The sequence below is a fragment of the Sphaerisporangium rufum genome, assembly GCF_016863395.1.
GTDB lineage: Bacteria > Actinomycetota > Actinomycetes > Streptosporangiales > Streptosporangiaceae > Sphaerisporangium > Sphaerisporangium rufum.
In genome coordinates, this window is record NZ_BOOU01000070.1 from 1 (window position 1) to 24,339 (window position 24,339).

The window sequence follows — 24,339 nt, forward strand, 5'->3', positions numbered from 1 at the left end:
AGGGGCACGGCGCCTGGGGCGACGGCGGGCCCGAGGCGGAGCGTCACGGCGGCCGGAGGGACCGGGAGACCGAGGCGGAGCGCCACCGGATCACCTGGGGTGACCGCGCTCGGGAGTCCGAGGGCCACGGACTGGGCCGGGACGACCGAGACCGGGCGTCCGAAGGCCGGCCGCCTGCCTGGGGCGACGGCGGCCTGGAGCCGGGGGAGCGCCGGGTCGCCTGGACCGGTGGTGAGACCGAGACCGAGCGGCCCCGCATCGCCTGGGGGGACCGTGCGCCGGAGTCGGAGCCCAGGGTCGCCTGGGGAGACCGAGGGCCGGAGTCGGAGCCCAGGGTCGCCTGGGGTGACCGTGCGCCGGAGTCGGAGCCGAGGGCCATCGCCTGGGGAGACCGGGGGTGGCCGGACGAAGAGCCGCGCGAGGAGCACGGGATCCGGACCGGGCCGGCCATCCCGGCCGAGCCCGAACGCGAGCCCCTCCCGGCCGCCTTCCCCAGCCCGCCGGACGTGGAGCCGGCGACCGCCCGGCCGGTCCATCCGGACGTGCTGGTCGCCTCCGGCCCGGCCCGGTCGCGCGCCGCCGCTGGACGCGGCCGGCACCACCGCGACCAGCCCGCGCCCCGGCAGCCCCGGCAGCCGCGGCGGCCGATCGGCCGCCGCCCCGGGCGGGGCGTGCTCACCCCGGTCATCGTGGTCGCCGCGATGCTCGCCGCGGCCGGCATCGGCCTGGCCGTGGTGAACTGGCTGAACGCGCCGGTGAACACCGGCCTGCGGCTGGCCGCGGGGGACGGCGGCTCCGGGGACCAGGCGTTCGTCGCGCCGCCCGGGGTCAGCGGCAACGGGTCCAGCCAGGTGCTCAACGCGGTGACCTCGGTGGGCCAGACCGTGGTCGCGGTCGGCAGCGACACGACCAGCCCGGTGCCGCGCCCGCTCTTCCTGATCTCGGCCGACGGCGGCCGGTCCTGGCAGCTCGGCCGGGTCGCCGGGGCGGCCGGCTACCGGCAGGCGGGGTCGGCGGGCCGGGTGGCGGGCGGTGCCGGCCGCTGGCTGGCCACCGGCACCGAGGCGCCCGGCGCGGCCGGGCCGGCGGCGCGCGGCATGTGGACCAGCACCGACGGGCGGGCCTGGACGGCGGTCGACCCGTCGCGGCTCGCCCCGTTCTGGGGCGGCGACCGGATCACCGACCTGGCCCGGACGACCACCGGGTTCGTCGCCGTCGGCGCCACGACGGTGCCGGACAGCGGCCCGGCCCCGGTGGCCTGGGTGTCCCCCGACGGACAGAGCTGGAGCCGGGTGGAGTCCGCCGAGATCGGCGGCACGGACAAGGTCCGGGCGATCCGGGCGGTGGTCGCCCGGGGAGACGCCGTCGTCGCGCTCGCCGACCCGGGCAAGGGCGACACCACCTCGGTGATCCTGCGCTCGCCGGACGGCGGGCGGACGTGGCTGCGCACCGCCGCCGCGCTGCCGGGCGTCCGGCCCGAGCCGGGGGCGCTGGCCGTCACCCGCAAGGGGTTCGTGCTGGTGCCGACGCTGCAGAAGACCGGCGCCGGCGAGGTGCGGGTCTACTGCTCCGAGCTCGGCGACGAATGGCGGCAGTGCGGTGCGATCGGCGGCCTCGGCCGCGAGGCCACCGGCGTGCGCGGCCTGGCGTCCGCGGGCGACGGCGTCGCGGCGGTCGCCGAGTCCGGCTGGGAGCGGTACGGCGTCTTCACCAGCACCGACGGCAGCAAGTGGACCGAGAGCGCCGACCTCGGGCAGATCCCCGGCACGCTGCGCGGCCTGGCGGTGACCGACGCCGGCACGGTGATCGCGGCCGGTGACCAGCGGTCCGGCGGCCTGGACAACCTGCCGGTGCTGATGACCGCGGCCAAGGGGAAGCCGGCCGCCCCGGTGCCGCTGGACGAGATCAGCGGCCTGACCCGGACCGCCCGGGAGACGACGGCGCTGGCCGCCGCCGGGGAATCGTTCGTCGCGGTGGGCTCGGTCAAGGGCGACGCGGGCATCTGGACCAGCGCCGGCGGGCAGAACTGGAAGCCGGCCGCCTCGCCGGCGCTGGGCGGCGCGGGCCGGCAGGCGCTCAACGACGTGGCGCACGGCCCGCACGGCTGGCTGGCCGTCGGCAGCACTACCGCCGACTCGGCGTTCCTGCGGCCGTTGCTGGCGGTGTCGGCGGACGCCCGCTCCTGGCGGCCGGTGCCCGACTCGCCGGCCTTCGGGTCCTCCGGGCGCTATTCGGTGGTGCCCCGGGTGGTCGCCGCCGGTCCGGAGGGGTACGTGGTGGCCGGTGACGACAGCGGTCCCGGCGGCGTGGTGGCGGCGCTGTGGTACTCGGCCGACCTGCGCCGATACTCCCGGGCGGCGCCGCGGAGCATCCCGGTCGGCGGTGCCGACGTCCGGATCGAGGACGTGACGGCGACCCCGGACGGGTTCATGGCGGTGGGCGGCTCCGGCACCGCCGGCCGCACCTCCGGCGTGGTCTGGGTGTCGCCGGACGGGTTGAACTGGTCGGCGCGCAAGCGGGTGGTGCCCGAGGGCGCCCACGCGGCCACCCTGCGCCGGGTGCTGGTGCACGACGGCCGGGTGGTGGCGGTGGGCGGCGCCACCACCGACGAGGGCGGGGAGCGCCCGTTCGCGGCCGTCTCCACCGACGACGGCGCGAGCTGGGAGTACTCCTGGCTGCCGGCCACCGCCCCGGCCGCCGTGCTGGACCTGACAGCCGCCAAGGCGGCCCTGGTGGCGGTGGGCTCCCACGGCCCGCCGGCGTCCGGCGACAGTGCCGTCTGGACCTCGGCGGACGGCCGCGAGTGGCAACGGCACCGGCTGACCGGCGACGGGATGGCCGGTGAGGGCGCGCAGTGGCTGGGCGCCATCGCGCTGATCGGCGACCGGGTGGTCGCGGTGGGGCGGTCCACCACCTACACCTCCGACCACCTCACCCTCTGGCGCACCTCCTTCGACCGCTGAGCCGCGGGCCGGCCCGCGGCCCCCGGACGCCTGGCCCGCGGGCCCGGACGCCCGGGCCGCGGGACGGCCGGTCAGCCGGAGGGCGGCGGGGCGGCGTGGCCGGCGGGTCCATCCGGGGCCGGCGGGTCAGTCCAGGGGCGGCGGGGCGGCGTGGTCGGGAGAGAGGGCGTCCCAGGAGCGCAGCGCGGCCAGCAGGCCGTCGGTGAGGGGGAGGTAGGCCAGGTCGGCGGGGGCGAACCAGCCGGCCGCGGCGGCGTCGTCCCCGGGGCGCGGGGTGCCCGGCGCGGCGGTGGCGTAGTAGTCGTGGATCTCGTACACCACCCCGCCCGGCCCGGGGCGTGCCACGGTGCCGGCGAGCCGGCCGGGACGGACCGAAAGGCCGGTCTCCTCGGCCAGCTCGCGGACCAGCGCCTCGGCGTCGGACTCGCCGGCCTCCACCCGGCCGCCGGGCAGCGACCAGAGCCCGGCGCCCGGCGGCCGGCCGCGCCGGACCAGCAACAGCCGCCCGGCCGCGTCCATCACGATCCCGCCCACGCACCGCACCCGCATACGCCAAGATTACGCCGTGATAACGGGCGGGCCCTTGACTAATCCGCGTGTGCCGCAGCACCGTGGGTAACTGTGAGAGGCGCACCCAACTGTCCTCGGTGTTTCGGCCCGCTACGCCCGCCGAGCGCGTGGTCCAGCGACTGGCAGTGCGCCGTGCACGGCGCCGTGCTGCCGTTCCAGGCCAGGCGCCCGTCCCTGGACGTGGTCGAGAAGGTCCGCAAGGAGGCCCGGGTGCCGTTCTGGCTGCCCTGGCCGCTGCCGCCCGGCTGGCTGGTCACCGGGTTCGGCGACGCCGGCGAGGAGGGGGGCGGCCTGCGCGCCGGGGTGGTGGCGCTGTCCGGCCCCTCGGTCACGCACGGGCCCGCCGACCTGGTGCTGGTGGCGGAGGAGCCGGGCGTCGGGCTCGGCGCCGCGTTCGCCGGGCTGCCCGGCCCCGACCCCGGGCCAGGGTTCGACCTCGGCCCGCCGGGTGCCAAGGTGCAGACCTACGGCCACCCGACGGCGCTGTGGTGGGTGGAGAGCGCGCCGGACCGCGCCGTCTACGTCGGCGAGGCCATGGGCAACTGGCTGTGGGTCGTCGGCTGGCCCGCCGAGGCCGGCTGCCTGGTCGCGCTGGCGGAGCTGTCGCTGCGTGACCTGCGCGAGCAGGACCAGGAGTTCGACCTGCCGTTCGGCGCGTTTTCGCCGCGGCTGGGCGACGAGCCGTGACGGCTGCCGGCGCGGCAGGGACGGCGTCCCCGACGCCGCCGACTTTCCTGACATTTCCCCCGCAAGTGCTGCCCGTTGCCCATCCGGACGGGCCCGACTGTTCGGTAAGGTCGTGGCCGTGACAGCGCGTATCGAGCGAGTGGTGACCGAGGGCGTCGTGACGATCGACGACGCCGAGCACAAGGTGGAGAACAACACCTGGATCGTGGGTGACGACGAGGAGGTCATCGTCATCGACCCCGCGCGCGACGCGGAGACGATCCTGTCCAGCGTGGGCGACCGCGAGGTGCTCGCCGTCGTCTGCACGCACGGCCTGCCCGACCACGTGTCGGGGGCCATCGAGGTGGCGGCGCGCGACGAGGCCGTCGTCGCCCTCAACCGCAAGGACCGCAGCCTGTGGCGGGAGACCTGGCGGGAGACCTACCCCGACATCGACATGGAGGACGAGGGCATCTTCGGCGTCGCCGACGTCGAACTGGAGGTGATCGCCACGCCCGGCGTCACCCCCGGCGGCGTCTCGCTCTACGTCGAGGCGCTCGGGGTGGTCTTCACCGGCAAGACGCTGCTCGCCGACGGTCCGGGCAAGCTCGCCGGGGAGTACCCGGCGCTGGCCGACCAGCTCACCGCGATCGGCGAGCGGCTGTTCACCCTGCCCGGCGACACCCGCGTGCTGCCGGCGCACGGCGAGGAGACCACGATCGGCGAGCAGGAGCCGCACTTCGACGCGTGGCTGTCGGGCGCGCTGACCCGCGGCGAGGGCGACGGCGACGGCGACGATGACGCGCCCGCCGGGCCGCTGGCGGACGGCAGCCGCGTCGCGGGCATCAAGCTGAACCTCGACGACGACTGAGACCACCCGGCCGGTCCGCGCCCGCGCGCGGCGGCCGGGCGGCCATGCCCGCGCGGCCATGCCCGCGCGGCCGGGCTTCACGTTGGCGAGGGAAGGGGACCCGTGGGGCAACTGGGCCTCGAGGGCATGCCGCGGCGGCTCTACACGTGCACGCCGTCCCGGCTGAACACCTGGCTGGACTGCCCGCGGCGGTATCGCTTCACCTACCTGGACCGGCCCGCCCCGCAGAAGGGCCCGCCGTGGGCGCACAACAGCGTGGGCGCCTCGGTGCACAACGCGCTGGCCGGCTGGTGGCGCGAGCCGTACGAGCGGCGCACGCCGGCCATGGCGGCCGTCCTGCTCACCAAGGGCTGGCTCACCGACGGGTTCCGGGGCGCCGAGCAGTCCACCCGGTGGCGGGACCGCGCCCGCGAGATGGTCACCGGCTACGCCGGCACGCTGGACCCGGCGGACGAGCCGGTCGGCGTGGAGCGCACCGTCGCCACCCGCACCCGGGTCATCGCGGTCTCCGGCCGGGTGGACCGCATCGACCGCCGCGGCGACGAGCTGGTGATCGTCGACTACAAGACCGGCCGCCGCCCGCTCACCGAGGACGACGCCCGCTCTTCGCTGGCGATGGCGATCTACGCGATCGCCGCGTCCCGGGTGCTGCACCGCGCCTGCCGGCGGGTGGAACTGCATCACGTGCCGTCCGGGGCGATCGCGGCGTGGGAGCACACCGAGGAGTCCCTGGGACGCCACCTGGGCCGCGCCGAGGAGATCGCCACAGAGGCGGCGGACGCCGACGAGGCCTACCGCGCCTGGCGGGGCGAGCGGCCGCCGTCCCGGGCGGCCGGCCCGGCGGACGGCAGCCCGGCGGACGTCCCGCCGGAGCTCGACCGGCTGTTCGAGCCCAGGCCGGGCCCTATCTGCTCGTGGTGCGACTACCGCCGCCACTGCCCGGAGGGCCGGGCGGCGGGGACCGACCGGGTGCCGTGGGCCGGCCTGGCCGAAGAGGACGGCTGACCCGGCCCGCGCGCCAGTGCTCGCCCGCCCGCGGCCACCAGGCACCGGGCCCGCCCGATCGGCCGGCCCGGTGGCTCCCGTCAGCCGGCCTGCAGCAGCCGCTGCTCGGCCTGGTTCCAGAACCGGGTGAGGGCGTGCGCGGTGGTCTCCGGGGCCTCGACGGCCGGCGAGTGCAGCGCGCCGGGCACCACGAAGCACTCCGCGCGCAGCCGGCTCGCCATCTCCGCCTGCGCGGACGGCGGCCAGCCGTCGTCGTGCTCGCCGTAGAGCACCAGGGTGGCCACGTCGACCTCGCTCAGGTCGTCGACCCGGTCCGGCGCGTCCAGCACCTCGGTGGCCATGGTCGTCAGCCCGATCGGCGAGTTGGCGAACAGCCGGCGGCGCAGGAAGTCCAGGATGTCGTCCGGGATGCCCGCGACGATCGCCTCGGGCTCCAGCCGGTGCGACCAGAGGTACTCCAGCCCGAACTCCGGCAGTTCGCTGAGCAACACCCGGGCCGCCTTCTCGCGCGACCCGGTGATCCCGGCCGGGCCAGAGCTCATCAGCGTGTAGGACGCCGGCTTGGTGGCGCCGCCGATCACCGCCTCGCGGGTCACCAGGCCGCCGAAGGAATGGCCGACCAGGTGCACCGGCTCGCCGTCGCCGACCACGGCGGCCAGCACGTCGATGTCCTCGCCGAGGGCCGCGCAGGTGTAGGCGGCGGGATCCTCCGGGCCGGGCGTCTCGTACTGGCCGCGCATGTCGATCGCCACCACCCGCCGCCCGGCGGTGGCCAGCGTCTCCAGGATCGCGATGAAGTCCTCCTTGCTGCCGGTGAAACCGGGCACCAGCAGCGCGGGCCAGCGTTCGGGCACACCACGGACCGGGAGCGCCTCCAGCGCGGCGAAGGCGCCCACCGGCGTGCGGATCCGCCGGGCACGGACGCCTGGGGGCAGGTCGAGGAAGCGCGGCGTGCTCACGCGGCACCACGATACTGCGACTCCGCGACGGCGACACCATCGAAGAACTCACGCCGGTCGCGCGGTTGCCGTTCCACTCTTTCACCCGCTCGGATCATCACGGCCAGGACGGCGCGACCCGGCGGGCCGCCCGCGAGGGCGGTCCGCCGGTCATCGGCCTGGCCACGGCCGTTCACGGCCGGCCGCCTCAGCTCCTCCGGGGGCGCTGCCCGCCGGACTTGCGGCCCCGGCCGCGCTCGGAGGCCGCCGAGGGCGCCACGTCGTCGTCGGTGGTCGCCAGGTCCGGCGACACGAAGACGATCGCGAACGGCGACGCCGGGACGATGCGCTCCGGCTCGGTCCGCCGGGCCGGGCGGTTCACCGGTGCGAACTCCTCAGCGTCGATCAGTGCCTCCTGTGCGTGCGGGGCGCTCGCGCCGCCGTGTTCGGCCGGGGCCGGGGTCACTCCGGACAGCGCGTCCGAGATGGCGCTCGTGTCCGCGCCCCGGCGGGCGCGCCGGCCGGCGGCCGGTGCCTGCTGGGCCGGTGCCCGCTCGGCGGGGGCCTGGGCCACCGGCGCCCGCTCGGCGGGCGCCTGCGCTGCGGGCGCCCGCTCGATGGGTGCCTGGGCCACGGGCGCCCGCTCGGCGGGTGCCTGCTCGACGAGGGCCCGCTCGGCCGGTGGTACGGCGCGCTCGGCGGCCGGCACCGTCGCCTCGGGGGCCAGGACGTCGCCGCCCGGAGCCAGTGCGGGAACCGCGGCCGGCTGCTCGGCGTGCTCGACCGACCGCCCGCCGCGGGTGCGGCGGCGTGACCGGTCTCGGGACGGGCGCTCGCGGCGCTCGGCCCGATCCTCGCGGTCGCGGTCTCGCCGGTCGTCGCGGTCCCGGCCGCCGGGCCGGTCGTCACGGTCGCGGCGGCTGCGGATCCGCCCGGTCTCGCCGAGATCCTCGATCTCCTCGGCGGCCAGGCCCGCCCGGGACCGCTGGGCGCGCGGCAGCACGCCCTTGGTGCCGGCCGGGATGCCCAGTTCGGCGTAGATGTGCGGCGAGGTGGAGTAGGTCTCCACCGGATCGGCGAAGTCCAGGCCGAGGGCGTTGTTGATGACCTTCCAGCGGGCGAGGTCCTCCCACTCGACGAAGGTCACCGCGACGCCGGTGCGGCCCGCCCGGCCGGTGCGGCCGATGCGGTGCACGTAGGCCTTCTCGTCCTGCGGGCAGTCGTAGTTGACGACGTGGGTGACGTCGTCGACGTCGATGCCGCGGGCCGCCACGTCGGTGGCGACCAGCACGTCGATCTTGCCGTTCCGGAAGGCGCGCAGCGCCTGCTCGCGCTGGCCCTGGCCGAGGTCGCCGTGCACGGCCGCCGCGGCGAAGCCGCGCTCCTTGAGCTGCTCGGAGACCATGTCGCAGGCGCGCTTGGTCTCGCAGAACACCATGGTCAGGCCGCGGCCCTCGCACTGCAGCATGCGGCCGACGATCTCGATCTTGTCCATCCGGTGCGTGCGCCAGACGAACTGGACGGTCTTCGACACGTCGTCCCCGCCGGCGTCCGGGTTCTCCGCCCGCACGTGGGTGGGGCGGGCCAGGTAGCGGCGCGACAGCGCGACGATCTCGCCGGGCAGCGTCGCCGAGAACAGCATCGTCTGTCGCTCGGCGGGGATCAGCTTGATGATGCGCTCGATGTCCGGCAGGAAGCCCAGGTCGAGCATGCGGTCGGCCTCGTCGAGCACCAGCATCGACACCTGGCCGAGGTCGAGGTGCTTCTGCTTCACCAGGTCGAGCAGCCGGCCCGGGGTGCCGACGATCACGTCGACGCCCTGCTTGAGCGCCTCGATCTGCGGCTCGTACGCGCGCCCGCCGTACACGGTGAGGATGCGCGAGCCCAGCTTGCCGCCCGCGACGACCAGGTCCTCGGTCACCTGGAGCGCCAGCTCTCGGGTGGGTACGACGACCAGACCGCGTGGCTTCTTGCGGTTCTTCCTGGGCTTGCCGACCCGCTGCAGCATCGCCACACCGAAGGCGTAGGTCTTGCCGGTGCCGGTTCGCGCCTGCCCGATGACGTCCTGCCCGCTGATCGCGAGCGGCAGCGCCATCTCCTGGATCGGGAACGGTGAGGTGATGCCCTCGGTCTCCAGGGCATCAGCGATCTCGGGTATGACTCCAAGGTCTCGGAACGTGGTCAGCTCTGCCTGCCTAAGTCTCCTGCGAAGGCGGGCCTCCGGGATCCGCCGGCCGAGGAACTCGTACCGGGTCCGCGCGGAAAAGCCAACCCTCATCTCGTCTCGGCGACCGCCGCGGCGCAGTGCGCGTCGGGGGTTGTCGGGAGGCGATCTCCCGGGATGACGTACTGCGGTCGCACTCTTACCCGGCAGTGTACTCGATACCACAAGTGTGAGCCGATTTCTTCATCTTGCCGGTGGAGCCGGCGGGTTTCCGGCCGCCGGCCGCCGTGCCTGGGTGAAGGCGGCGGCCACTGCTCGTACGCTGCATGCATGAGTGATTCCCCTGCCGGTGTCGTCGATCTGCTCGGCGTGCTCGCCTACGCGGAGCTGACCGCCTTCCTGCGGCTGGCCGAGGACGCCGCCGCGCTCGCGCCCTCGCTGACCGACCGGGCCGAGCTGAGCGGCATCGCCGCGGCCGAGTACGCCCACTTCCGGCTGCTGCGCGACCGGATCTCCTCGCTCGGTGCCGACCCGGAGCGGGCCATGGAGCCGTTCGTGGCGGCCCTGGACGACTGGCACGCCCAGACCAGGCCGGGGGACTGGTGGGAGGCGCTGATCAAGGCGTACGTCGGGACGGGGATCGCCGGCGACTTCTATCGCGAGGCGGCCCGGCAGGTCGACCCGCGGACCCGCGCGCTGGTCGACGAGGTGCTCGCCGAGGAGGTGCGCTCGGAGTTCGTGATCGAGCGGGTGCGCGCGGCGCTGGCCGAGGACGCGACGCTGTGCGGGCGGCTCGCGCTGTGGGCGCGGCGGATGGTCGGCGAGGCGCTCAGCCAGGGACACCGGCTGGCCGCGGCCCGGCCCGAGCTCGCCCTGCTGCTGGTCGCCGGGGGCCGGGAGGCCGCGCCCGAGGGCGGCGCGGCACCGCCGGCCGGCGGCGTGGACGCCGGGCTGATCGAGGTCGGCCGGCTCTTCGCCCGGCTCACCGAGGAGCACGGCAAGCGCATGGCCGCGCTCGGCCTGGTCCCCGGGCCCTGACCGGCCGCCGCGGCGGCGGGAACCGCCGCGCGGGTGAGGTTTCCGGAGCTTGGCCGATTCGGTGCCCCGATCGAGAGGCGCGAACCGCCCGACCGGTTGTAGCGTTCGAGACATGAGGGCCTGGCGCCGCTACGGCAGCTCCTTGATGAGATGTGGACCCGATCACTGGACCTCGCGCCCCGTGCTGAGGAGAGGGGACGACTGCCCGGTCGTCCGCCGGAAGGGGCACGACGTCCGAAGGAGGCGCCGCCCGCGCGGCTGCTCGATCACCCGCCGCGACGAGTGCGCGGACCGGTGACCGGGAGCCCGCCGGGCCGCCCGCGGGCCTGACCCGCGGGGGTGCCGGTCCGCCGGACCGGCACCGGCCGGCGCGGCGGGGACGTCCCCGCCGCGCCGGCCGGTGCCGCCGCGATGCCGGTCCTGCAGCGCAGGTCCTACCGCGCCGGTCCTACAGCGTGCCGCCGAAGCCGACCGGCCGCGACTCGTCCTCACCGATCTCGATGAACCCGAGGGCGGCGACCGGCACGATCACCCGGCGTCCCTTGACGTCGGTCAGCGAGAAGACGCCGCGGTCGGCCGCCAGCGCGTTGCGCAGTTCGGTCTCCACGTCTTCGGCCGACAGCTCGGTCTCGACGATGATCTCGCGGTGCACGGAGCGCACGCCGATCTTGATTTCCATGGTGCTCCACCTTCCGACGTCCACCCTGCTTGCCGGACCATCGTGTCCCCTGGGCCGCTCCCGCGCGCCGGCTGATCGCGTCCAGCGAACACAACTCGCCCAGGGCGTAACCGGGCCGGAAGGCTCAGCCGGTGAGCGGGAAGCCGCCGATGCCGCGCCAGGCGAGCCGCGCCATGAGCTGGGTCGCAACGTCCTTCGGGATGGACCCGTGGCTGGCCAGCCAGTAGCGGGCGCTGACCTCGGCCATGCCGACCAGGCCGACACCGAGCAGGTGGGCCTCGTCGCTGGAGCAGCCGGTGTCCTCCTGGATCACCTGGCTGATCATCTCGGCGCTCTCCCGCAGCGAGCGCTCCATGCGCTGCCGGACCGGGGCGACGTTGCGCAGGTCGGACTCGAAGACGAGCCGGAACGCCTCGCCCTGGCTGGACACGAAGTCGAAGAAGGCGCCGATGGCGGCGTGCACGCGCTGCTTGTTGTCGGTCGTGGAGGCCAGCGCCTCGCGGCAGCGGTTGGCCATGTCGTCGACGTGCAGGTCGAGCAGCGCCAGGTACAGCTCGAGCTTGCCGGGGAAGTGCTGGTAGAGCACCGGCTTGCTCACTCCGGCCCGCTCGGCGATCTCGTCCATCGCGGCCGCGTGGTAGCCGTTCTCCACGAAGACCTCCTGCGCCGCGTTCAGCAACTGGCGGCGGCGGGCCATCCGGGGCAGCCGGGTGCCCCGGGGCTTGGCGTCCGGGGTAGCGGTCACGAGAGTCTCCTTGAGGACGTGCCACGCGCCGTGCGGCGTCACCGCCGGGCGGCCGGAGCCGGCCGGCCCGGGCCGGCCGTCGGCTGGTCGTGGGTCATGTGCTGGTCGTCAGGTCGCCACCGGCCGGGTGTCGGGCTCCCCTCGCTTCCCTGCATCCGGTGCGGTGACATCCTACGCGCGGGTAAAGCCGGCAGCGATAGTCAGCGATAGTCGTCGTCGCCGAAGTCCACCGAGCGCTCCTGGTCGGCGGCGTCCGCCGGGTCGGCGTCGTAAGGGATCGCCGGCGGGAACTCGCGGCGCTCGTCGTGGACGGTCCGATGCTGGTCGATGGCGTCCGCCTCGGGCACCTCGGCCCCCACCGCCGGCAGCCCGCCGGCCACCTCGTCCACCGGCTCCGGGGCCTCGTCCCGCTGCTGGTCCGGGTCCACGTACATCTCCGACATCGGTCTCGTTCTCCTCGGGTCGCCGGGCGTTCTCGGCTCCCATACCCCGGTGCGGCCCGGCTAAGGCCCGAAGGGCCCACCGGCCGGTCGCCCGGGCGCCATCAGGTCGCCGTGCTCGGCCACCCGCGCCACCACCTCGGGGGCGGTGAACACCAGATCGCCGGGATCGGCGCACCCTTCCACCTCGGCCCAGCGCAGCGGCGTGGAGGCCGTCGGCCGCGGGTTGGCGCGCAGCGAATAGGGTGCGACGGTCGTCTTGGCCGGGTTGTTCTGGCTCCAGTCGATGAAGACCTTGCCGGGACGGAGCCGGCGCGCCATCTGGCTGACGATCTCGTCCGGCCGCTCGGCCTCCAGCCGCCGGGCCACCGCCCGGGCGTAGGCGGAGGGGTCGTCGTCGCGGTCCCACGGCACGTACACCTGCATGCCCTTGTTGCCGCTGGTCTTCGGGCAGCCGGCCAGGCCGTCCTCGGCGAGGACCTCCCGGACGCGCAGCGCCGCGCGGCAGCACTCCACGATGGTCGCCGGGGCGCCGGGGTCGAGGTCGAAGACCATGAGGTCGGGCCGCTCGGCCGTGCCGTCCGGGCCGACCCGCCACATCGGCGCGTGGAACTCCAGCGCGGCCAGGCTCGCGAGGTAGACCAGGGTGGCCAGGTCGTCCACCACCGCGTACTCGATGGTGTCGCGGTCCTTGGTGCTGCCCGGCGCGGGCAGTCGCGCGGTGCGCACCCAGCCCGGCGTGTGCGCGGGCCGGTTCTTCTCGAAGAAGAACGGCCCGGTGACGCCGTCGGGATAGCGCTTGACGGTGACCGGGCGGCCGCGCAGGTGGGGGAGCATCGCCGGGGCCACCCGGGTGTAGTAGTCGATCACCTCGGCCTTGGTGAACCCCTCGTCCGGGTACAGCACCTTGTCCAGGTTGGTCAGCGTCAGCTCGCGCTCGTCCACCCGCACCCGGATCTTCGACGTCACGTCGGCCCCTTCCCTCGTCTCGGTGCCTACCCCGGGGTTCCCTGAAGATTTCTTTTCCCGTGCTGAGGTCTGGCGGCGGCCGTCCCAGGCAATGGTTTGACCGGATACGGCATTCCACACTGGGTATCTGCCCATTTAGATACAGCAGTGCGCCCTTGCCGCTAACGAACATTTGTTCGACGGTGGTGTCGAGGTGAGGAGAGGTCATGCGTAGCATCTGGAAGGGTGCCATCTCTTTCGGGCTGGTCACGATCCCGGTGAAGCTCTACTCGGCCACCGAGCAGAAGGACGTCTCGTTCCACCAGGTGCACCGCGAGGACGCCGGGCGGATCAAGTACAAGAGGGTGTGCACCGTGGACGGCGCCGAGGTGCCGTACGCCGAGATCGCCAAGGGCTACGAGCTGCCGGGCGGCGAGGTGGTGGTGCTCAGCGACGAGGACTTCGCCGACCTGCCGCTCAGCACCTCGCGCCGCATCGACGTGCTGCAGTTCACCCCGGCCGAGCAGATCGACCCGATCCTGTTCAACAAGTCGTACTACCTGGAGCCGGAGGCCACCGGCGTCAAGCCGTACATCCTGCTTCGGGACGCGCTGGAGCGCACCGGCCAGGTGGCGATCGTGAAGGTGGCGCTCCGGCAGCGCGAGTCGCTGGCCACCCTGCGCATCCGGGACGGCGTCTTCGTGCTGGAGACCATGCTGTGGCCGGACGAGGTGCGCGAGCCGGAGTTCGCGTTCGTGGACGAGGACGTCGAGGTGCGGCCGCAGGAACTGCAGATGGCCGAGTCGCTGATCGAGACCATGGCCGCCGAGTTCGACCCGTCGGAGTACCACGACGCCTACCGGGAGGCCCTGCAGCAGGTGATCGAGGCGAAGATCGCCGGCAAGGAGATCGCCCGGCCGGAGGCGGCCGAGGAGGCGGGCCCGGCCGTCGACCTGATGGCGGCGCTGCGGGCCAGCGTGGACGCGGCCAAGCGGGAGCGGGAGAAGGCCCCGGCGGCGCCGAAGAAGCCGGCCGCGAAGGGCGCGCGGGCCGGGGCGGGGAAGGACGCGGAGGAGAAGCCGGCCAAGCCCGCCAAGAAGGAGGCGCCCAAGCGGCGCGCCCGGAAATCCGCATGAAACGCCTGCGCCGGCGGCCGGAATGCCGGCCGCCGGGAGAATGGCGATAATGTGGCGGATCCGGCGGCGGCCGATAATCCGGGATGGAGCTGGAAACGCGCGAGAATCGGGTCCGCGGGCGCGCGGAATCGGCGAAACCGCGGACCCCGGAATTCCGGTGGAGCCGCGAGCGCGGGGGACCCCGGAGACGGTGGTGCCGCTCCGGGGTCCCTTTCTCGGTTGTCAGGCGGTCACCGGGCCGGTCGGCCCGGGAGCCCGCCCGGACCGGCGGTCAGCGCCAGTGCTTGTGCCCGTGGTGGTGGTTCGGGCGGAACCGGCGGTCGTCCCGCCAGTAGTTGAGGCCGCCGCCGCCGCCGTTGTTGCGGCCGATGATCGCGCGGAAGTACCGCGCCTCGACGATCTTGAAGAAGCAGTTGCGGTGGCCGCCGCCGTGCCGGTTGTACAGGCGGTGCCGGCGGTACTTGCCATGGTGGCCGCCGCCCCAGCCGTCCTCGTCGCCGTAGGCCCACGGGGCGTAGCCGTAGCCGCCGCCGTAGCCGCCGCGGCCGTAGCCGCCGCCGCCGTAGTTGTTCTGGCACTGGCCGCCGCCGTAGCCGCCGCCGTAGCCGCCGCCCCAGCCGCCGCCGCCGCCCCAGCCGCCGAGGCCGCCGCCCCAGCCGCCCAGGCCGCCCAGGCCGTCGAGGCCACCGTCGAAGGTGGTGACGGCCGCGGACGCGCTGGCGCTGGTGGCCGTGGTGGCGCTGAGACCGGCCAGGCCGCCGGTGAGTGCCGCGGTGACGGTCAGCAGCGCAGCATATTTCTTGACGGGCATTGCGATTTCCCCCTTGACGCATCGGGTTGCCCAGCGGAGGCATTTATCGGAATTGCGATAAATGCCAGGGTGACTCGATCACGAGTCTTCCCACTTGTCTTGTTTTCCTAGCCACCCATACGACAAACGAGGATCGCGGCCTTTTGGCAGCTCCTTAACCTCCCCTTATGTCTTTCAGTTCGATATTTCCCGATTTGCCCGATATATCCCGTGATCTTGGAAGTCCGCCGGTTCGCGGAACGGCCGCGGCGCGGTGCGCCCGGGGTGGAACAGCGGCGGGCGCCGCCGGGTTATGGTCGGACGAGGATCCACGCGAGAGGAGGGACGATGGAGGACCCCATTCCGCACTGGCCGGGCGAGTTCATCGACCTCGGCGGCCGCCAGGTCCACGTGCGGACCACGCCCGCCGGCCCGCGGGAGAACGCCGTGTACGTGCACGGCCTGGCCGGCTCGGCCACCAACTGGACCGACCTGATGGGCGAGCTGGGCGACCAGGTCCGGGGGCACGCGCTTGATCTCCCCGGCGCCGGCTTCTCCCCGGCGCCCGCGGACGGCGACTACTCCGTCGCGGCGAACGCCGAGACCGTCGCGGCGATGATCGAGCACACCGGCGCCCCGGCGCACCTGCTCGGCCACTCCCTCGGCGGCGCCGTCGCGGTGCGGGTGGCCGCCACCCGGCCGGAGCTGGTGCGCACCCTCACCCTGGTCTCGCCCGCCCTGCCGGACCTGCTGCCCCGGTACGGCCCGGCGTGGATCGCCCTGTCGGCCGCGCTGCGGCTCGACGAGTGGGCGGCCGGCCGGATGAGCCGGCTGCCCGCCGAGCGCCGCGTCCAGGCGAGCATGGCCATGTGCTACGCCGACCTGACCCGGGTCCATCCCCAGCGGCTGCGGGACGCGGTGGAGGAGATGCGCCGCCGCGATGGCCTGCCGTACGCCGCCCCGGCGATGGTCCGCTCGGCCCGGGCGATCGTGGCCGAGTACTTCCGCCGTGGCGACGCCGGCCTGTGGCGGCTCGCGGCCCGGATCGCCGCGCCGACGCTGGTGGTGCACGGCCGGCGCGACCGGCTGGTCGACCCGCGGATGGCCGCCCGGGCCGGGCGCACGTTCCCCGACGTCCGGCTGGTCCTGCTGCCCGGCGCCGGGCACGTCGCGCAGATGGAGTTCCCCATCACCGTCGCCCGCCACGTGCGCGCCCTGCTGCTGGAGACCGCCGACCGCGAGAGCGGCCGGTCACCCGCGAGCGGGCCCGCCATGGAGCCCGCCCTCGAGCCGGTCACGGAGCCGGTCACAGAGCCGGTCACAGAGCCGGTCACGGAGCCGGTCACGGAGCCGGTCACGGAGCCGGTCACGGAGCCGGTCTCCGGGACCGCCGGGCGGTCGGCGCCGGCCAGGCGGAACGCGCCCGCCTTCGGGTGAGGCGCCGGCCGGGAATTCCCGGCGTGGCACCCTGGTTGGTGACAGACGGCGGTCCGCGTAGCCTGGCGGGCGGTCGCCGAACTGATCCCCCGGAACGGGAGCGTAGAACTGTGTCGTTGCCACCGCTGGTAGAGCCGGCCGACGAGCTGACCGTCGACGAGGTGCGCCGCTACTCGCGCCATCTGATCATTCCGGATGTGGGGATGGAGGGGCAGAAGCGGCTGAAGAACGCCAAGGTGCTGTGCGTCGGCGCCGGCGGCCTCGGCTCGCCCGCCCTCATGTACCTGGCCGCGGCCGGGGTCGGCACCCTCGGCGTGATCGACTTCGACGTCGTGGACGAGTCCAACCTGCAGCGGCAGATCATCCACGGCCAGTCGGACGTCGGCCGGCTGAAGGCGGAGAGCGCCGCCGCGTCGGTCCGCGAGATCAATCCCAATGTCGACGTCGTCATCCACAACGTGGCGCTCACCACCGACAACGTGCTCGACATCTTCGCCGGTTACGACCTGATCGTGGACGGCACCGACAACTTCGCCACCCGCTACATGGTGAACGACGCGGCGGTGCTGCTCGGCAAGCCGTACGTCTGGGGCTCGATCTACCGCTTCGACGGGCAGGCCAGCGTCTTCTGGGCCGAGCACGGCCCGTGCTACCGCTGCCTCTACCCCGAGCCGCCGCCGCCCGGCATGGTGCCCTCGTGCGCCGAGGGCGGCGTGCTCGGCGTGCTGTGCGCCTCGATCGGCTCCATCCAGGTCAACGAGGCGATCAAGGTCCTCACCGGCATCGGCGAGCCCCTGGTCGGCCGGCTGATGATCTACGACGCGCTGGAGATGAAGTACCGGGACGTCAAGGTCCGCAAGGATCCCGAGTGCCCGCTGTGCGGCAAGAACCCGACGATCACCGAGCTGATCGACTACGAGGCGTTCTGCGGCGCCATCTCGGTCGAGGCCCAGGAGGCCGCGAGCGGGGCGACCATCACCGCCCAGGAGCTCAAGGAGATGCAGGACCGCGGCGACGACATCTTCCTGGTCGACGTGCGCGAGCCGAACGAGTACGAGATCGTCAGCATCCCGGGCGCCACGCTCATCCCCAAGGGCGAGTTCCTGCGCGGGACCGCCCTGGAGCGGCTGCCGCAGGACAAGAAGATCGTGCTGCACTGCAAGTCCGGCGGCCGGTCGGCGGAGGTGCTGGCGGTGCTGAAGGACGCCGGCTTCTCCGACGCCGTGCACGTCGGCGGCGGCGTGCTCAGCTGGGTCAAGACCGTGGACCCTTCGCAGCCCACCTACTGAGCCCCCGCCGGGCCCCTGCGGGCCGCCGGCGGACCTCGACCGGGGTCCGCCGGCGGGTCCGTCCGGGCCGCCAGTCGAGGCCGGTCTCCGGTCGCACCTGGCGGGTCGGCCGGAGCCCGGCGAAGCCCGTCCGGCCTTGACGGCCGCCGCGGCCCGGGTTCCACTCCGGTGGACCCGGGCCGTTCACGTCGTGCCGGGCCCTCTCCTGCCGGGCCGGTCGGGGGCGAGCGACAGCCCCGATCGGGCGACGATCTCCTGCAGCGCCGCGACGTGCGCCTGGTAGGCACGGCGGCCGGCGGCCGACAGGCCGAGCCAGGTGCGCGGCCGCTTGCCCACGTGCCCCTTGCGGACCACGACGTATCCCGCGACCTCCAGCGCGGCGGCGTGCTTGGACAGCACCGAGTCGCTGACGCCGAGCTCGTCGCGGACGTAGGCGAACTCCGCCTCCTCCAGGGCGGCGAGCAGCGACATCATCCGCAGCCGGACCGGAGCGTGGATCGCGGTGTCGAGTTCGCTCACCGGCCCGCCTCGATGCGCGCCGCCATCCGCCGGGTGATGGACCGCCCGACCCACGGGCCGGTGGCCGCCAGGAAGACGGTCATCGCCAGCCCGGCCCAGGCACGGGCGTAGGGCACGCCGGCGTCGGCGAGGCGCAGGGCGAGGACCAGGCAGCCGCCGGCGGCCAGCAGGACCCACCCGACGAACGCGGCCACCAGGCCGGGGGAGACCAGGCTGCGGTGCGGGCGGTGTCGCCGGCGGAGCACCAGCACCAGGAGCAGCACCAGCCCGGCCAGCAACAGCGTCAGCATGATGATCCCGATCACGGCCGGCGCCATGGCGGTGCCGGGCTCGGTGAGGTACTGGACGCCGGTCACGAACAGGCCGACGCCCGTCACGTACCAGGCGGGGAACCAGGGGCCGACATGCCGCACCACCCGGGCCTGGCCGGCGCGGATCTCCCGCAGGACGCGGGCCGCATCCTCCGGGCCGATGGCCGGGGCGTCCAGCGGGGCTGGACCGGTGTCGCGCGGATCGTGCGCCATATGTCCTCCATGTGGTTTCCAATATGGAAAGTACTTTCCACTTTCCGGTCCGTCAAGTACTTTCTGTCGGGACTTATCGGGACCGAAGCCGGGATGGCCGCGCGGCGGGCGCGTTAAGGTCGGGCAGGTGAGTGAGTCCCGCACCTGGCCCGCCCTGCTGACCGCGTCGGCGCTCACCCTCCTCTGCGCGATCGCCGCCGGCCTGGCCGGCGGGGTCGCCGGTGCCGAGCTGACCCGCGGCCCGAGCGCCACGGAGATCCGCCAGGCGGCGGCCGAGGAGACCGCGCGCCGCTGGAGCGCCTGGCCGGCCGGCCGGATCTTCCCGGCCCGGCTGCCGTACGCCGCCGAGCAGGGCGGCCAGGAGTACGCCCACCGGGTGGGCATCTCCTCGCGCACCGACTGCGCCGCCGCGGTGGACGCCCGGCTGCGCGGCGCGATGAAGGCCGCCGGCTGCCGGGCGGTGCTGCGCGCGACCTATCTGGACGCGCTGCAGGGCGTCGTGGTCACCATCGGCGTGGCCGCCTTCCCCGACCAGGCGTCCGCGCTCGCCGCCCGGGCCGCCTTCCCGCCCGGCGCCGCGCCCGCGCCCGGCCTGCGCGCGCTGGCCTTCCCGCACACCGTCAGCGACCGCTTCACCGCCGTCGCCCGGCAGTCGGCCTCGCTGGTCCAGGCCGGGCCGTACCTGGTGCTCGCCACGGCCGGCCAGGTGGACGGCCGGCCCGCCCGCTCGGTGGGGCGCCAGCGGACCACGATCTTCGCCTTCGTCGCCGACCTCCAGCAGCGGATCCTCACCACCCTGGTCACCCCGGCGCGCCCGGACTGCGCCCGCGCGGAATGGGAGTGCTGACCATGCCGCTCCCCGCCGGCCGTGCTGCCCGCCGTGCCGCCGGCCGTGCCGCCGGCCGTGTTGCCAACCGTGCTGCCAATCGTGCTGCCAATCGTGCTGCCGGCCGTGCCGGACGCCTGCCGGCGCTGCTGCTGGCCCTGGGCATCGGCTGCGCCGGCACCTCCCTGGCCGCGCCGCCCGCGGCGGCCGACCCGGTGCGCGGCAGCCAGCGCCAGGTGCTGCGCACGCTCGGCGTGGCCGCCGCCTGGCGGGTCACCAAGGGTGCCGGAGCCACGGTCGCCGTGCTCGACTCCGGCGTGGACCCGCGGCACCACGACCTGGCCGGCTCGGTGGTCACCGGGCCGGACCTGACGGCCGGCGCCAACCCGCGCGGGGTGCGCCCGCGCCGCCTGCACGGCACGTACATGGCCTCGCTGATCGCCGGGCACGGGCACGGCCCAGGCCGCTCGGACGGCGTGATCGGGGTGGCGCCCCGCGCGAAGATCCTCTCGGTGCGGGTGATCCTGGAGGACGGCGAGCCGGGCTTCCGCGGCTTCAACTCCGAGCCGCGGTTCGAGAACGTGGTGGCGCGCGGCATCCGTTACGCCGTCGACCACGGCGCGGACGTCATCAACATGTCGATCTCCAAGGACCGGCCGACCGAGCAGGAGCGCGCGGCGATCCGGTACGCCGTCGCCAGGGGCGTCGTGCTGGTGGCGGCGGCCGGCAACGACGGCGCCGGCCACCGGGACGGGCCGTACTCCTACCCGGCGTCGCTGCCCGGGGTGATCTCGGTGGCCGCTGCGGACCGCGGGCTGCACAAGGCGTCATTCTCCAACCGCAACTCGCTGGTCCTGCTCGCCGCGCCGGGGGTGGACATCTTCGGCGCCGGGCCGGGCGACCAGTACTGGGTCGGCCGGGGCACCTCGCAGGCGACCGCGCTGGTCTCCGGGGTCGCCGCCCTGATCAAGGCCAGATATCCGCGCATGTCACCGGCACTGGTGACCCAGGCCCTCACCAGCGGCGCCGTCCGGCGGCGCGGGCGCGGCTACGACCCGGGCATGGGGTTCGGTGTGGTGAACGCCACCCGGGCGCTGGCCGAGGCGTCCCGGCTGGCCCGGCACCGGCACACCGCCGCCGGCCCCGGCGTGCAGGACGCCGCCCGCCCGGCCGGCGCCGGGCCGGTGGGCGGCCGGGCGACGGCCCCGCCGCCGGTGCGGGTGATCCGGCGGGACACCCGCATGATCACCTTGTACGGGACGATCGCCCTGGTGTCGGGCGGATGCGCCGGCGCCGGCCTGGTCTCGGTGGTGCTGCTCGCCCGCCGCGGGCGGCGGCGCGGGCGCCAGGAGCGGCCGGCCGGGGAGCACCAAGAGCCCGGGGAGCACCACGAGCGGGAGTACCGGGAGCCCGAAGAGTCCGGTGCGGGCTTTGGTGGGCCCGGCACGCGTGCCGGGCGGCGTGCCGCCCGCGGGATCCGCGGCGGGACCGGCCGGGTCCGGGCCGAGACCCCCAGGAGCCGTGGCGAGACCGGCGGGGTCCTTGGGGAGACCGGCGAGGTCCGCGGCGAGACCCCCGGCGTCCGCGGCGAGACCGGCAGGGGCCGGGGTGAGGCCGGTGGTGGGCACTCCGGCGGGCCGGGCGGTGCGGACGATGAACACGCCCGCGCCGGGGCACCCCAGGCGCGGCGGCGGCAGCGCACCCCGACGTAGCATCGAACCATGTCGCCTCCGGAGCCACGGCCGCGGCGGAGCTCGCCCTGGCCGGCGCGTGCCGCCGGCGTGCGCGGCGACGCCGGCGACCGCGCGCCCGGCGGCGCGGGCCGCCCCCGCCCGGGGGCCGCGGGCCGCCCCCGCCCGGGGGCCGCGGGCCGCCCCCGCCCGGGATCCGAGGGCCGGGGCCTGCCGGGAGCCGCGGACCGCCCGTGGCCGGGGGCCCGGGCGACGGCCGCCCGGCAGGACGCCGCCCGGCGGGCCGAGCTGGAGCGCGGCGTCCGGTTCCGCACCCTGTTCCTGGTGATCATGGGCGTGCTGCTGGCGGTCGCGGCCACCGACGTGCTGCTCGGCACGGTCGGCCTGCTGCAGGAGATCAGCCCCCGGCCGCTCACCGCCGCCGAGCGCGCCCGCTACGCGGCCCAGGACGTCGCCCGCCGCTGGAACGCGCTGCCGCCCGGCAAGGTCTTCCCCGAACAGGTGGAGTACGTCGGCCTCACCCGGGTGAAGCAGGTCGCCCGGCGGGTGGGCGTCGCGGCGGCGGCCCCGTGCACCTCCGTGGTGGACGCGCCGGTCGCCACCGCCCTGCGGCGGCACGGCTGCCGCGTCATGCTGCGCGCGACCTACGTCGACCAGTCCTCGGCCTTCGTGGCGACCGTCGGGGTGGCCGTGCTGCCGGACGAGGAGACGCGGGTGGACACCGCGGCCGACCTGCCGGTGGACGACCGGGTGGGCGTGCGGCCGGTCTCCTTCGCCGGCACGCCGGCCGACGCCTTCGGCGCCGCCCAGCGCCAGCGCACCGGCTGGGCCGGCGCCGGGCCGTACATCGTCTTCTCCGCCGCCGGCTACACCGACGGCCGTACCCGCGAGTCGGTTCCCACGGAGGAGATCCTGCACAGCGAGTTGTGGCCCTTCGCCCAGTCGGTGGCCGGGCGGGTCGGCCACGTGCTGGCCGCCCCGCCGGAGATCCCCCGCTGCACCAAGGGGAACGCGTGCTGAGCCGGGCCGGCCGCGCGGTGGTGGCGATCGCGCTCGGGCTGGCCGTCGCGCCGATCGCCGTGCCGATCGCCGTGCCGATCGCCGTGCCGGTCGCCGGGCCGCCCGGCACCGTGATCGGCACCGCCACCGCCGACGACGCGCGCACCGGGCAGCAGTGGGTGCTCGACGCGGTCGGCGCCGAGCGGGCCTGGCAGGTCACCCGGGGCGCGGGCGTGACGGTCGCGGTGGTGGACAGCGCGGTGGATGCCGGCGCGCCGGTGCTCAAGGGCAAGGTCACCCTGGCGCCGGACATGCGGGTGAGCGCGACCGGCGAGCGGGCGGCCCCGGTGGGCGAGCACGGCACCGCGATGGCCTCGCTGGTCGCCGGTTCCGGCCGGGACGGCGGGCTGCGCGGCATCGCGCCGGAGGCGGAGATCCTGTCGATCCCGGTGATCGCCGAGGGCGAGGAGGACCCGCCTGACATGGCCGACCCGGACGACGAGTCGATCGTGGGCGCCGCGACCCCGCTGTCCCGGGCGGTGCGCTACGCGGCCGACCACGGCGCCAAGGTCATCAGCATGTCGCTCGGCGAGTACGTCTCGCAGCGCGCCGACCGCCTGGCGGTGGCCTACGCGCTGGCCCGGGGAGTGGTGCTGGTGGCCGCGGCCGGCAACGACGGCGGGTCGCCGGCGGCGCGCGAGCGCGGCACCTCGTTCTGGAGCTTCCCGGCCGGCTACTCGGGGGTGATCGGGGTGGGGGCGGTCGGCCGCGACGGCCGGCCGGCCGAGTTCAGCAGCGACAACCTCTCGGTGCTGGTCAGCGCGCCCGGTGTCGGCGTGCCGGCGGCGATGCCCGGCGGCGGGTACGCCACCGTGGAGGGCAGCAGCGCCTCCACCGCGCTGGTCGCCGGGGTGGCCGCGCTGATCAAGAGCAGGTATCCGGACCTGGCGCCCGACCTGGTGGCACGGGCGCTGGCGTCCACCGCCCGGCCCGCCGGCCGGGGCGCCCGGGCCGGGCGGGCGGCCGGCTATGACGACAAGGCGGGGTTCGGCGTGGTGGACGCGGGCGCGGCGCTGGCCCGGGCCGGCGAGCTGGCCCGGTACCGCGGCACGGTCCCGGTCCCGGACGGGCTCCGCTTCGGCGCGGGCGCCCCGGCGCCCGCGCCCGAGCCGCCCGGCGCCGACCCGCTGCGGGTGTGGGTGTACGGGGCCGGCATCGTGCTCGGGCTGGCCGCGTTCGGCGGTGCCATCGTGGTGCTGACCCGGCGCTCCGAGCAGCGTTGATCACGCCCCGGCCGCGATCCGGGTGCTTTTCGGTCGCTGTTCGGCGGTCAATCGACGGCAGAGCCCATGAAATCGGGCTTTTCGCCGCCGGTGCCCGGCGGAGATTCGCTAGGGTTCCCGTCTCGTGGGATACGAGTTGCGGGTGGACCGCGATACGCCGGTCGCCTACGCCGACCTCACGCGGGTGTCGGCCGGCGTCGGGCTGCTGGTGCGAGGGACCGCCGAGAACGGCGAGGTCGTCGCCCGGTACGGTGACCGCGAGCACCCGGTCGCCGTCTGGGCCGGTCGGCTGTACGGCACGCCGACGTCCGACTGGGCGGTGGCCCAGCTGGCCCGGCTGGCCGGCCTGCTCGGCGGGCGGCTGGTCGGCGAGGACGGCGAGGCCTACCTCGTCAGGGACGGCGTCGTGGCGCAGGTGAACGGCGACACCACCTACGAATTCGGCAGGCTGGAGGAGCTCCTCGCCCTCGGCCCGGCGCAGTGGACGGTCTGACCCGCCGGTGAGCGATCCGACGCCCTTCGCCGAGCGGGTGCTCGACCTGGTCGAGCGCATCCCGCCGGGCCGGGTGATGTCCTACGGCGACATCGCCGAGTATCTCGGCGAGGGCGGCCCCCGGCAGGTCGGCCGGGTCATGTCCACCTGGGGCGGCGGCGTCCCCTGGTGGCGCGTCACCCACGCCGACGGCACCCCGCCGCCCGGCCACCAGGCCCGCTGCCTGGCCCGATGGCGCGAGGAGGGCACCCCGCTGCGCGGCGACCGCGCCGACATGCGCCACGCCCGCTGGCATGGCGATCTTCGATGAGTTCCCGGTGAGTCG

At 75.2% G+C, this 24,339-nt stretch carries 23 protein-coding genes and 1 pseudogene; 14 read left to right on the forward strand and 10 right to left on the reverse strand.

What is annotated here, in order from left to right; translation table 11 throughout:
• Positions 1-2,963: pseudogene (locus Sru01_RS26010) on the forward strand (hypothetical protein); the annotation flags it as partial.
• A gap of 126 nt (positions 2,964-3,089) precedes the next feature.
• Here Sru01_RS26010 and Sru01_RS26015 read toward each other — a convergent pair.
• Positions 3,090-3,512, reverse strand: a complete 423-nt coding sequence (locus tag Sru01_RS26015) for an NUDIX hydrolase (RefSeq protein ID WP_203990692.1) — start codon at positions 3,510-3,512, stop codon at positions 3,090-3,092.
• A 72-nt stretch (positions 3,513-3,584) separates the two neighbouring features.
• Between Sru01_RS26015 and Sru01_RS26020 the strand changes: the two genes are divergently transcribed.
• The 3 genes from Sru01_RS26020 to Sru01_RS26030 all read left to right on the forward strand — a co-directional run bounded on the left by Sru01_RS26020 (position 3,585) and on the right by Sru01_RS26030 (position 6,075).
• Positions 3,585-4,220, forward strand: a complete 636-nt coding sequence (locus Sru01_RS26020; RefSeq protein ID WP_203990693.1) for a DUF6758 family protein — start codon at positions 3,585-3,587, stop codon at positions 4,218-4,220.
• 118 nt (positions 4,221-4,338) lie between these two features.
• Complete coding sequence (locus Sru01_RS26025; protein ID WP_203990694.1) at positions 4,339-5,070, forward strand: MBL fold metallo-hydrolase; 732 nt, start codon at positions 4,339-4,341, stop codon at positions 5,068-5,070.
• A gap of 102 nt (positions 5,071-5,172) precedes the next feature.
• Complete coding sequence (locus Sru01_RS26030) at positions 5,173-6,075, forward strand: RecB family exonuclease (RefSeq protein WP_239137741.1); 903 nt, start codon at positions 5,173-5,175, stop codon at positions 6,073-6,075.
• Between the two features lie 80 nt (positions 6,076-6,155).
• On the opposite strand, the gene Sru01_RS26035 is transcribed toward Sru01_RS26030, so the two are convergent.
• Together Sru01_RS26035 and Sru01_RS26040 are read right to left on the reverse strand one after the other, a co-directional pair.
• Positions 6,156-7,034 carry an alpha/beta fold hydrolase gene (locus Sru01_RS26035; RefSeq protein ID WP_203990697.1) on the reverse strand — a complete coding sequence of 293 codons (879 nt, stop codon included), beginning with the start codon at positions 7,032-7,034 and terminating at the stop codon, positions 6,156-6,158.
• Between the two features lie 187 nt (positions 7,035-7,221).
• Positions 7,222-9,108, reverse strand: a complete 1,887-nt coding sequence (locus Sru01_RS26040; RefSeq protein WP_239137742.1) for a DEAD/DEAH box helicase — start codon at positions 9,106-9,108, stop codon at positions 7,222-7,224.
• Between the two features lie 399 nt (positions 9,109-9,507).
• Between Sru01_RS26040 and Sru01_RS26045 the strand changes: the two genes are divergently transcribed.
• Positions 9,508-10,215 carry a ferritin-like fold-containing protein gene (locus Sru01_RS26045; RefSeq protein ID WP_203990701.1) on the forward strand — a complete coding sequence of 236 codons (708 nt, stop codon included), beginning with the start codon at positions 9,508-9,510 and terminating at the stop codon, positions 10,213-10,215.
• A 448-nt stretch (positions 10,216-10,663) separates the two neighbouring features.
• Here Sru01_RS26045 and Sru01_RS26050 read toward each other — a convergent pair whose 3' ends face one another.
• The 4 genes from Sru01_RS26050 to ligD all read right to left on the reverse strand — a co-directional run bounded on the left by Sru01_RS26050 (position 10,664) and on the right by ligD (position 13,048).
• Positions 10,664-10,894, reverse strand: coding sequence for a DUF3107 domain-containing protein (locus tag Sru01_RS26050; protein WP_203990706.1), 231 nt, complete (start codon positions 10,892-10,894; stop codon positions 10,664-10,666).
• A gap of 124 nt (positions 10,895-11,018) precedes the next feature.
• Positions 11,019-11,639, reverse strand: coding sequence for a TetR/AcrR family transcriptional regulator (locus tag Sru01_RS26055; RefSeq protein WP_239137743.1), 621 nt, complete (start codon positions 11,637-11,639; stop codon positions 11,019-11,021).
• 200 nt (positions 11,640-11,839) lie between these two features.
• Positions 11,840-12,082: a hypothetical protein gene (locus Sru01_RS26060; protein WP_239137744.1), complete on the reverse strand. Its 243-nt coding sequence runs from the start codon at positions 12,080-12,082 to the stop codon at positions 11,840-11,842.
• A 60-nt stretch (positions 12,083-12,142) separates the two neighbouring features.
• On the reverse strand, positions 12,143-13,048 hold the full coding sequence (gene ligD / locus Sru01_RS26065; RefSeq protein WP_239137745.1) for a non-homologous end-joining DNA ligase: 906 nt from the start codon (positions 13,046-13,048) through the stop codon (positions 12,143-12,145).
• A 206-nt stretch (positions 13,049-13,254) separates the two neighbouring features.
• Here ligD and ku point away from each other — a divergent pair, with 206 nt between their 5' ends.
• Positions 13,255-14,163, forward strand: coding sequence for a non-homologous end joining protein Ku (gene ku / locus Sru01_RS26070; RefSeq protein WP_203990712.1), 909 nt, complete (start codon positions 13,255-13,257; stop codon positions 14,161-14,163).
• A gap of 271 nt (positions 14,164-14,434) precedes the next feature.
• Here the strand turns inward: ku and Sru01_RS26075 are convergent, their stop codons facing one another.
• Positions 14,435-14,974, reverse strand: coding sequence for a hypothetical protein (locus tag Sru01_RS26075; protein WP_203990715.1), 540 nt, complete (start codon positions 14,972-14,974; stop codon positions 14,435-14,437).
• A 327-nt stretch (positions 14,975-15,301) separates the two neighbouring features.
• On the opposite strand from Sru01_RS26075, the gene Sru01_RS26080 reads away from it, so the two are divergent.
• A complete protein-coding gene (locus tag Sru01_RS26080) occupies positions 15,302-16,390 on the forward strand; it encodes an alpha/beta fold hydrolase (RefSeq protein ID WP_203990718.1) in 1,089 nt (362 codons plus the stop codon).
• 110 nt (positions 16,391-16,500) lie between these two features.
• A complete protein-coding gene (gene moeZ / locus Sru01_RS26085; protein WP_203990721.1) occupies positions 16,501-17,679 on the forward strand; it encodes an adenylyltransferase/sulfurtransferase MoeZ in 1,179 nt (392 codons plus the stop codon).
• A gap of 183 nt (positions 17,680-17,862) precedes the next feature.
• Here moeZ and Sru01_RS26090 read toward each other — a convergent pair whose 3' ends face one another.
• Both Sru01_RS26090 and Sru01_RS26095 read right to left on the reverse strand, forming a co-directional pair.
• Complete coding sequence (locus tag Sru01_RS26090; RefSeq protein WP_307812082.1) at positions 17,863-18,198, reverse strand: winged helix-turn-helix domain-containing protein; 336 nt, start codon at positions 18,196-18,198, stop codon at positions 17,863-17,865.
• On the reverse strand, positions 18,195-18,722 hold the full coding sequence (locus Sru01_RS26095; protein WP_203990724.1) for a hypothetical protein: 528 nt from the start codon (positions 18,720-18,722) through the stop codon (positions 18,195-18,197). Before Sru01_RS26095 ends, Sru01_RS26090 begins: the two co-directional genes overlap by 4 nt.
• A gap of 127 nt (positions 18,723-18,849) precedes the next feature.
• Between Sru01_RS26095 and Sru01_RS26100 the strand changes: the two genes are divergently transcribed.
• The 6 genes from Sru01_RS26100 to Sru01_RS26125 all read left to right on the forward strand — a co-directional run bounded on the left by Sru01_RS26100 (position 18,850) and on the right by Sru01_RS26125 (position 24,324).
• Entirely contained in the window at positions 18,850-19,569 is a 720-nt protein-coding gene (locus Sru01_RS26100) for a hypothetical protein (RefSeq protein WP_239137746.1), read from the forward strand.
• A gap of 2 nt (positions 19,570-19,571) precedes the next feature.
• Positions 19,572-21,260, forward strand: a complete 1,689-nt coding sequence (locus Sru01_RS26105) for a S8 family serine peptidase (protein ID WP_203990727.1) — start codon at positions 19,572-19,574, stop codon at positions 21,258-21,260.
• A gap of 9 nt (positions 21,261-21,269) precedes the next feature.
• Positions 21,270-22,259 carry a hypothetical protein gene (locus tag Sru01_RS26110; protein WP_203990729.1) on the forward strand — a complete coding sequence of 330 codons (990 nt, stop codon included), beginning with the start codon at positions 21,270-21,272 and terminating at the stop codon, positions 22,257-22,259.
• Positions 22,253-23,521: a S8 family serine peptidase gene (locus Sru01_RS26115; RefSeq protein WP_239137747.1), complete on the forward strand. Its 1,269-nt coding sequence runs from the start codon at positions 22,253-22,255 to the stop codon at positions 23,519-23,521. Before Sru01_RS26110 ends, Sru01_RS26115 begins: the two co-directional genes overlap by 7 nt.
• A gap of 124 nt (positions 23,522-23,645) precedes the next feature.
• Entirely contained in the window at positions 23,646-24,014 is a 369-nt protein-coding gene (locus tag Sru01_RS26120; protein WP_203990731.1) for a hypothetical protein, read from the forward strand.
• Positions 24,015-24,021: 7 nt separating this feature from the next.
• Positions 24,022-24,324 (forward strand): MGMT family protein, encoded by a 303-nt coding sequence (locus Sru01_RS26125; protein ID WP_203990733.1) that lies wholly within the window; start codon positions 24,022-24,024, stop codon positions 24,322-24,324.
• The last annotated feature ends 15 nt before the right edge of the window (positions 24,325-24,339 follow it).

Coding starts and splice junctions, on each gene's coding strand:
- Sru01_RS26060 (WP_239137744.1), bottom strand. CDS start 12,082: ATGTCGGAGATGTACGTGGACCCGGACCAGCAGCGGGACGAGGCCCCG.
- Sru01_RS26075 (WP_203990715.1), bottom strand. CDS start 14,974: ATGCCCGTCAAGAAATATGCTGCGCTGCTGACCGTCACCGCGGCACTC.
- Sru01_RS26040 (WP_239137742.1), bottom strand. CDS start 9,108: ATGGCGCTGCCGCTCGCGATCAGCGGGCAGGACGTCATCGGGCAGGCG.
- ku (WP_203990712.1), top strand. CDS start 13,255: ATGCGTAGCATCTGGAAGGGTGCCATCTCTTTCGGGCTGGTCACGATC.
- Sru01_RS26015 (WP_203990692.1), bottom strand. CDS start 3,512: ATGCGGGTGCGGTGCGTGGGCGGGATCGTGATGGACGCGGCCGGGCGG.
- Sru01_RS26045 (WP_203990701.1), top strand. CDS start 9,508: ATGAGTGATTCCCCTGCCGGTGTCGTCGATCTGCTCGGCGTGCTCGCC.
- Sru01_RS26050 (WP_203990706.1), bottom strand. CDS start 10,894: ATGGAAATCAAGATCGGCGTGCGCTCCGTGCACCGCGAGATCATCGTC.
- Sru01_RS26095 (WP_203990724.1), bottom strand. CDS start 18,722: ATGGCGCACGATCCGCGCGACACCGGTCCAGCCCCGCTGGACGCCCCG.
- Sru01_RS26105 (WP_203990727.1), top strand. CDS start 19,572: ATGCCGCTCCCCGCCGGCCGTGCTGCCCGCCGTGCCGCCGGCCGTGCC.
- Sru01_RS26110 (WP_203990729.1), top strand. CDS start 21,270: ATGTCGCCTCCGGAGCCACGGCCGCGGCGGAGCTCGCCCTGGCCGGCG.
- Sru01_RS26080 (WP_203990718.1), top strand. CDS start 15,302: ATGGAGGACCCCATTCCGCACTGGCCGGGCGAGTTCATCGACCTCGGC.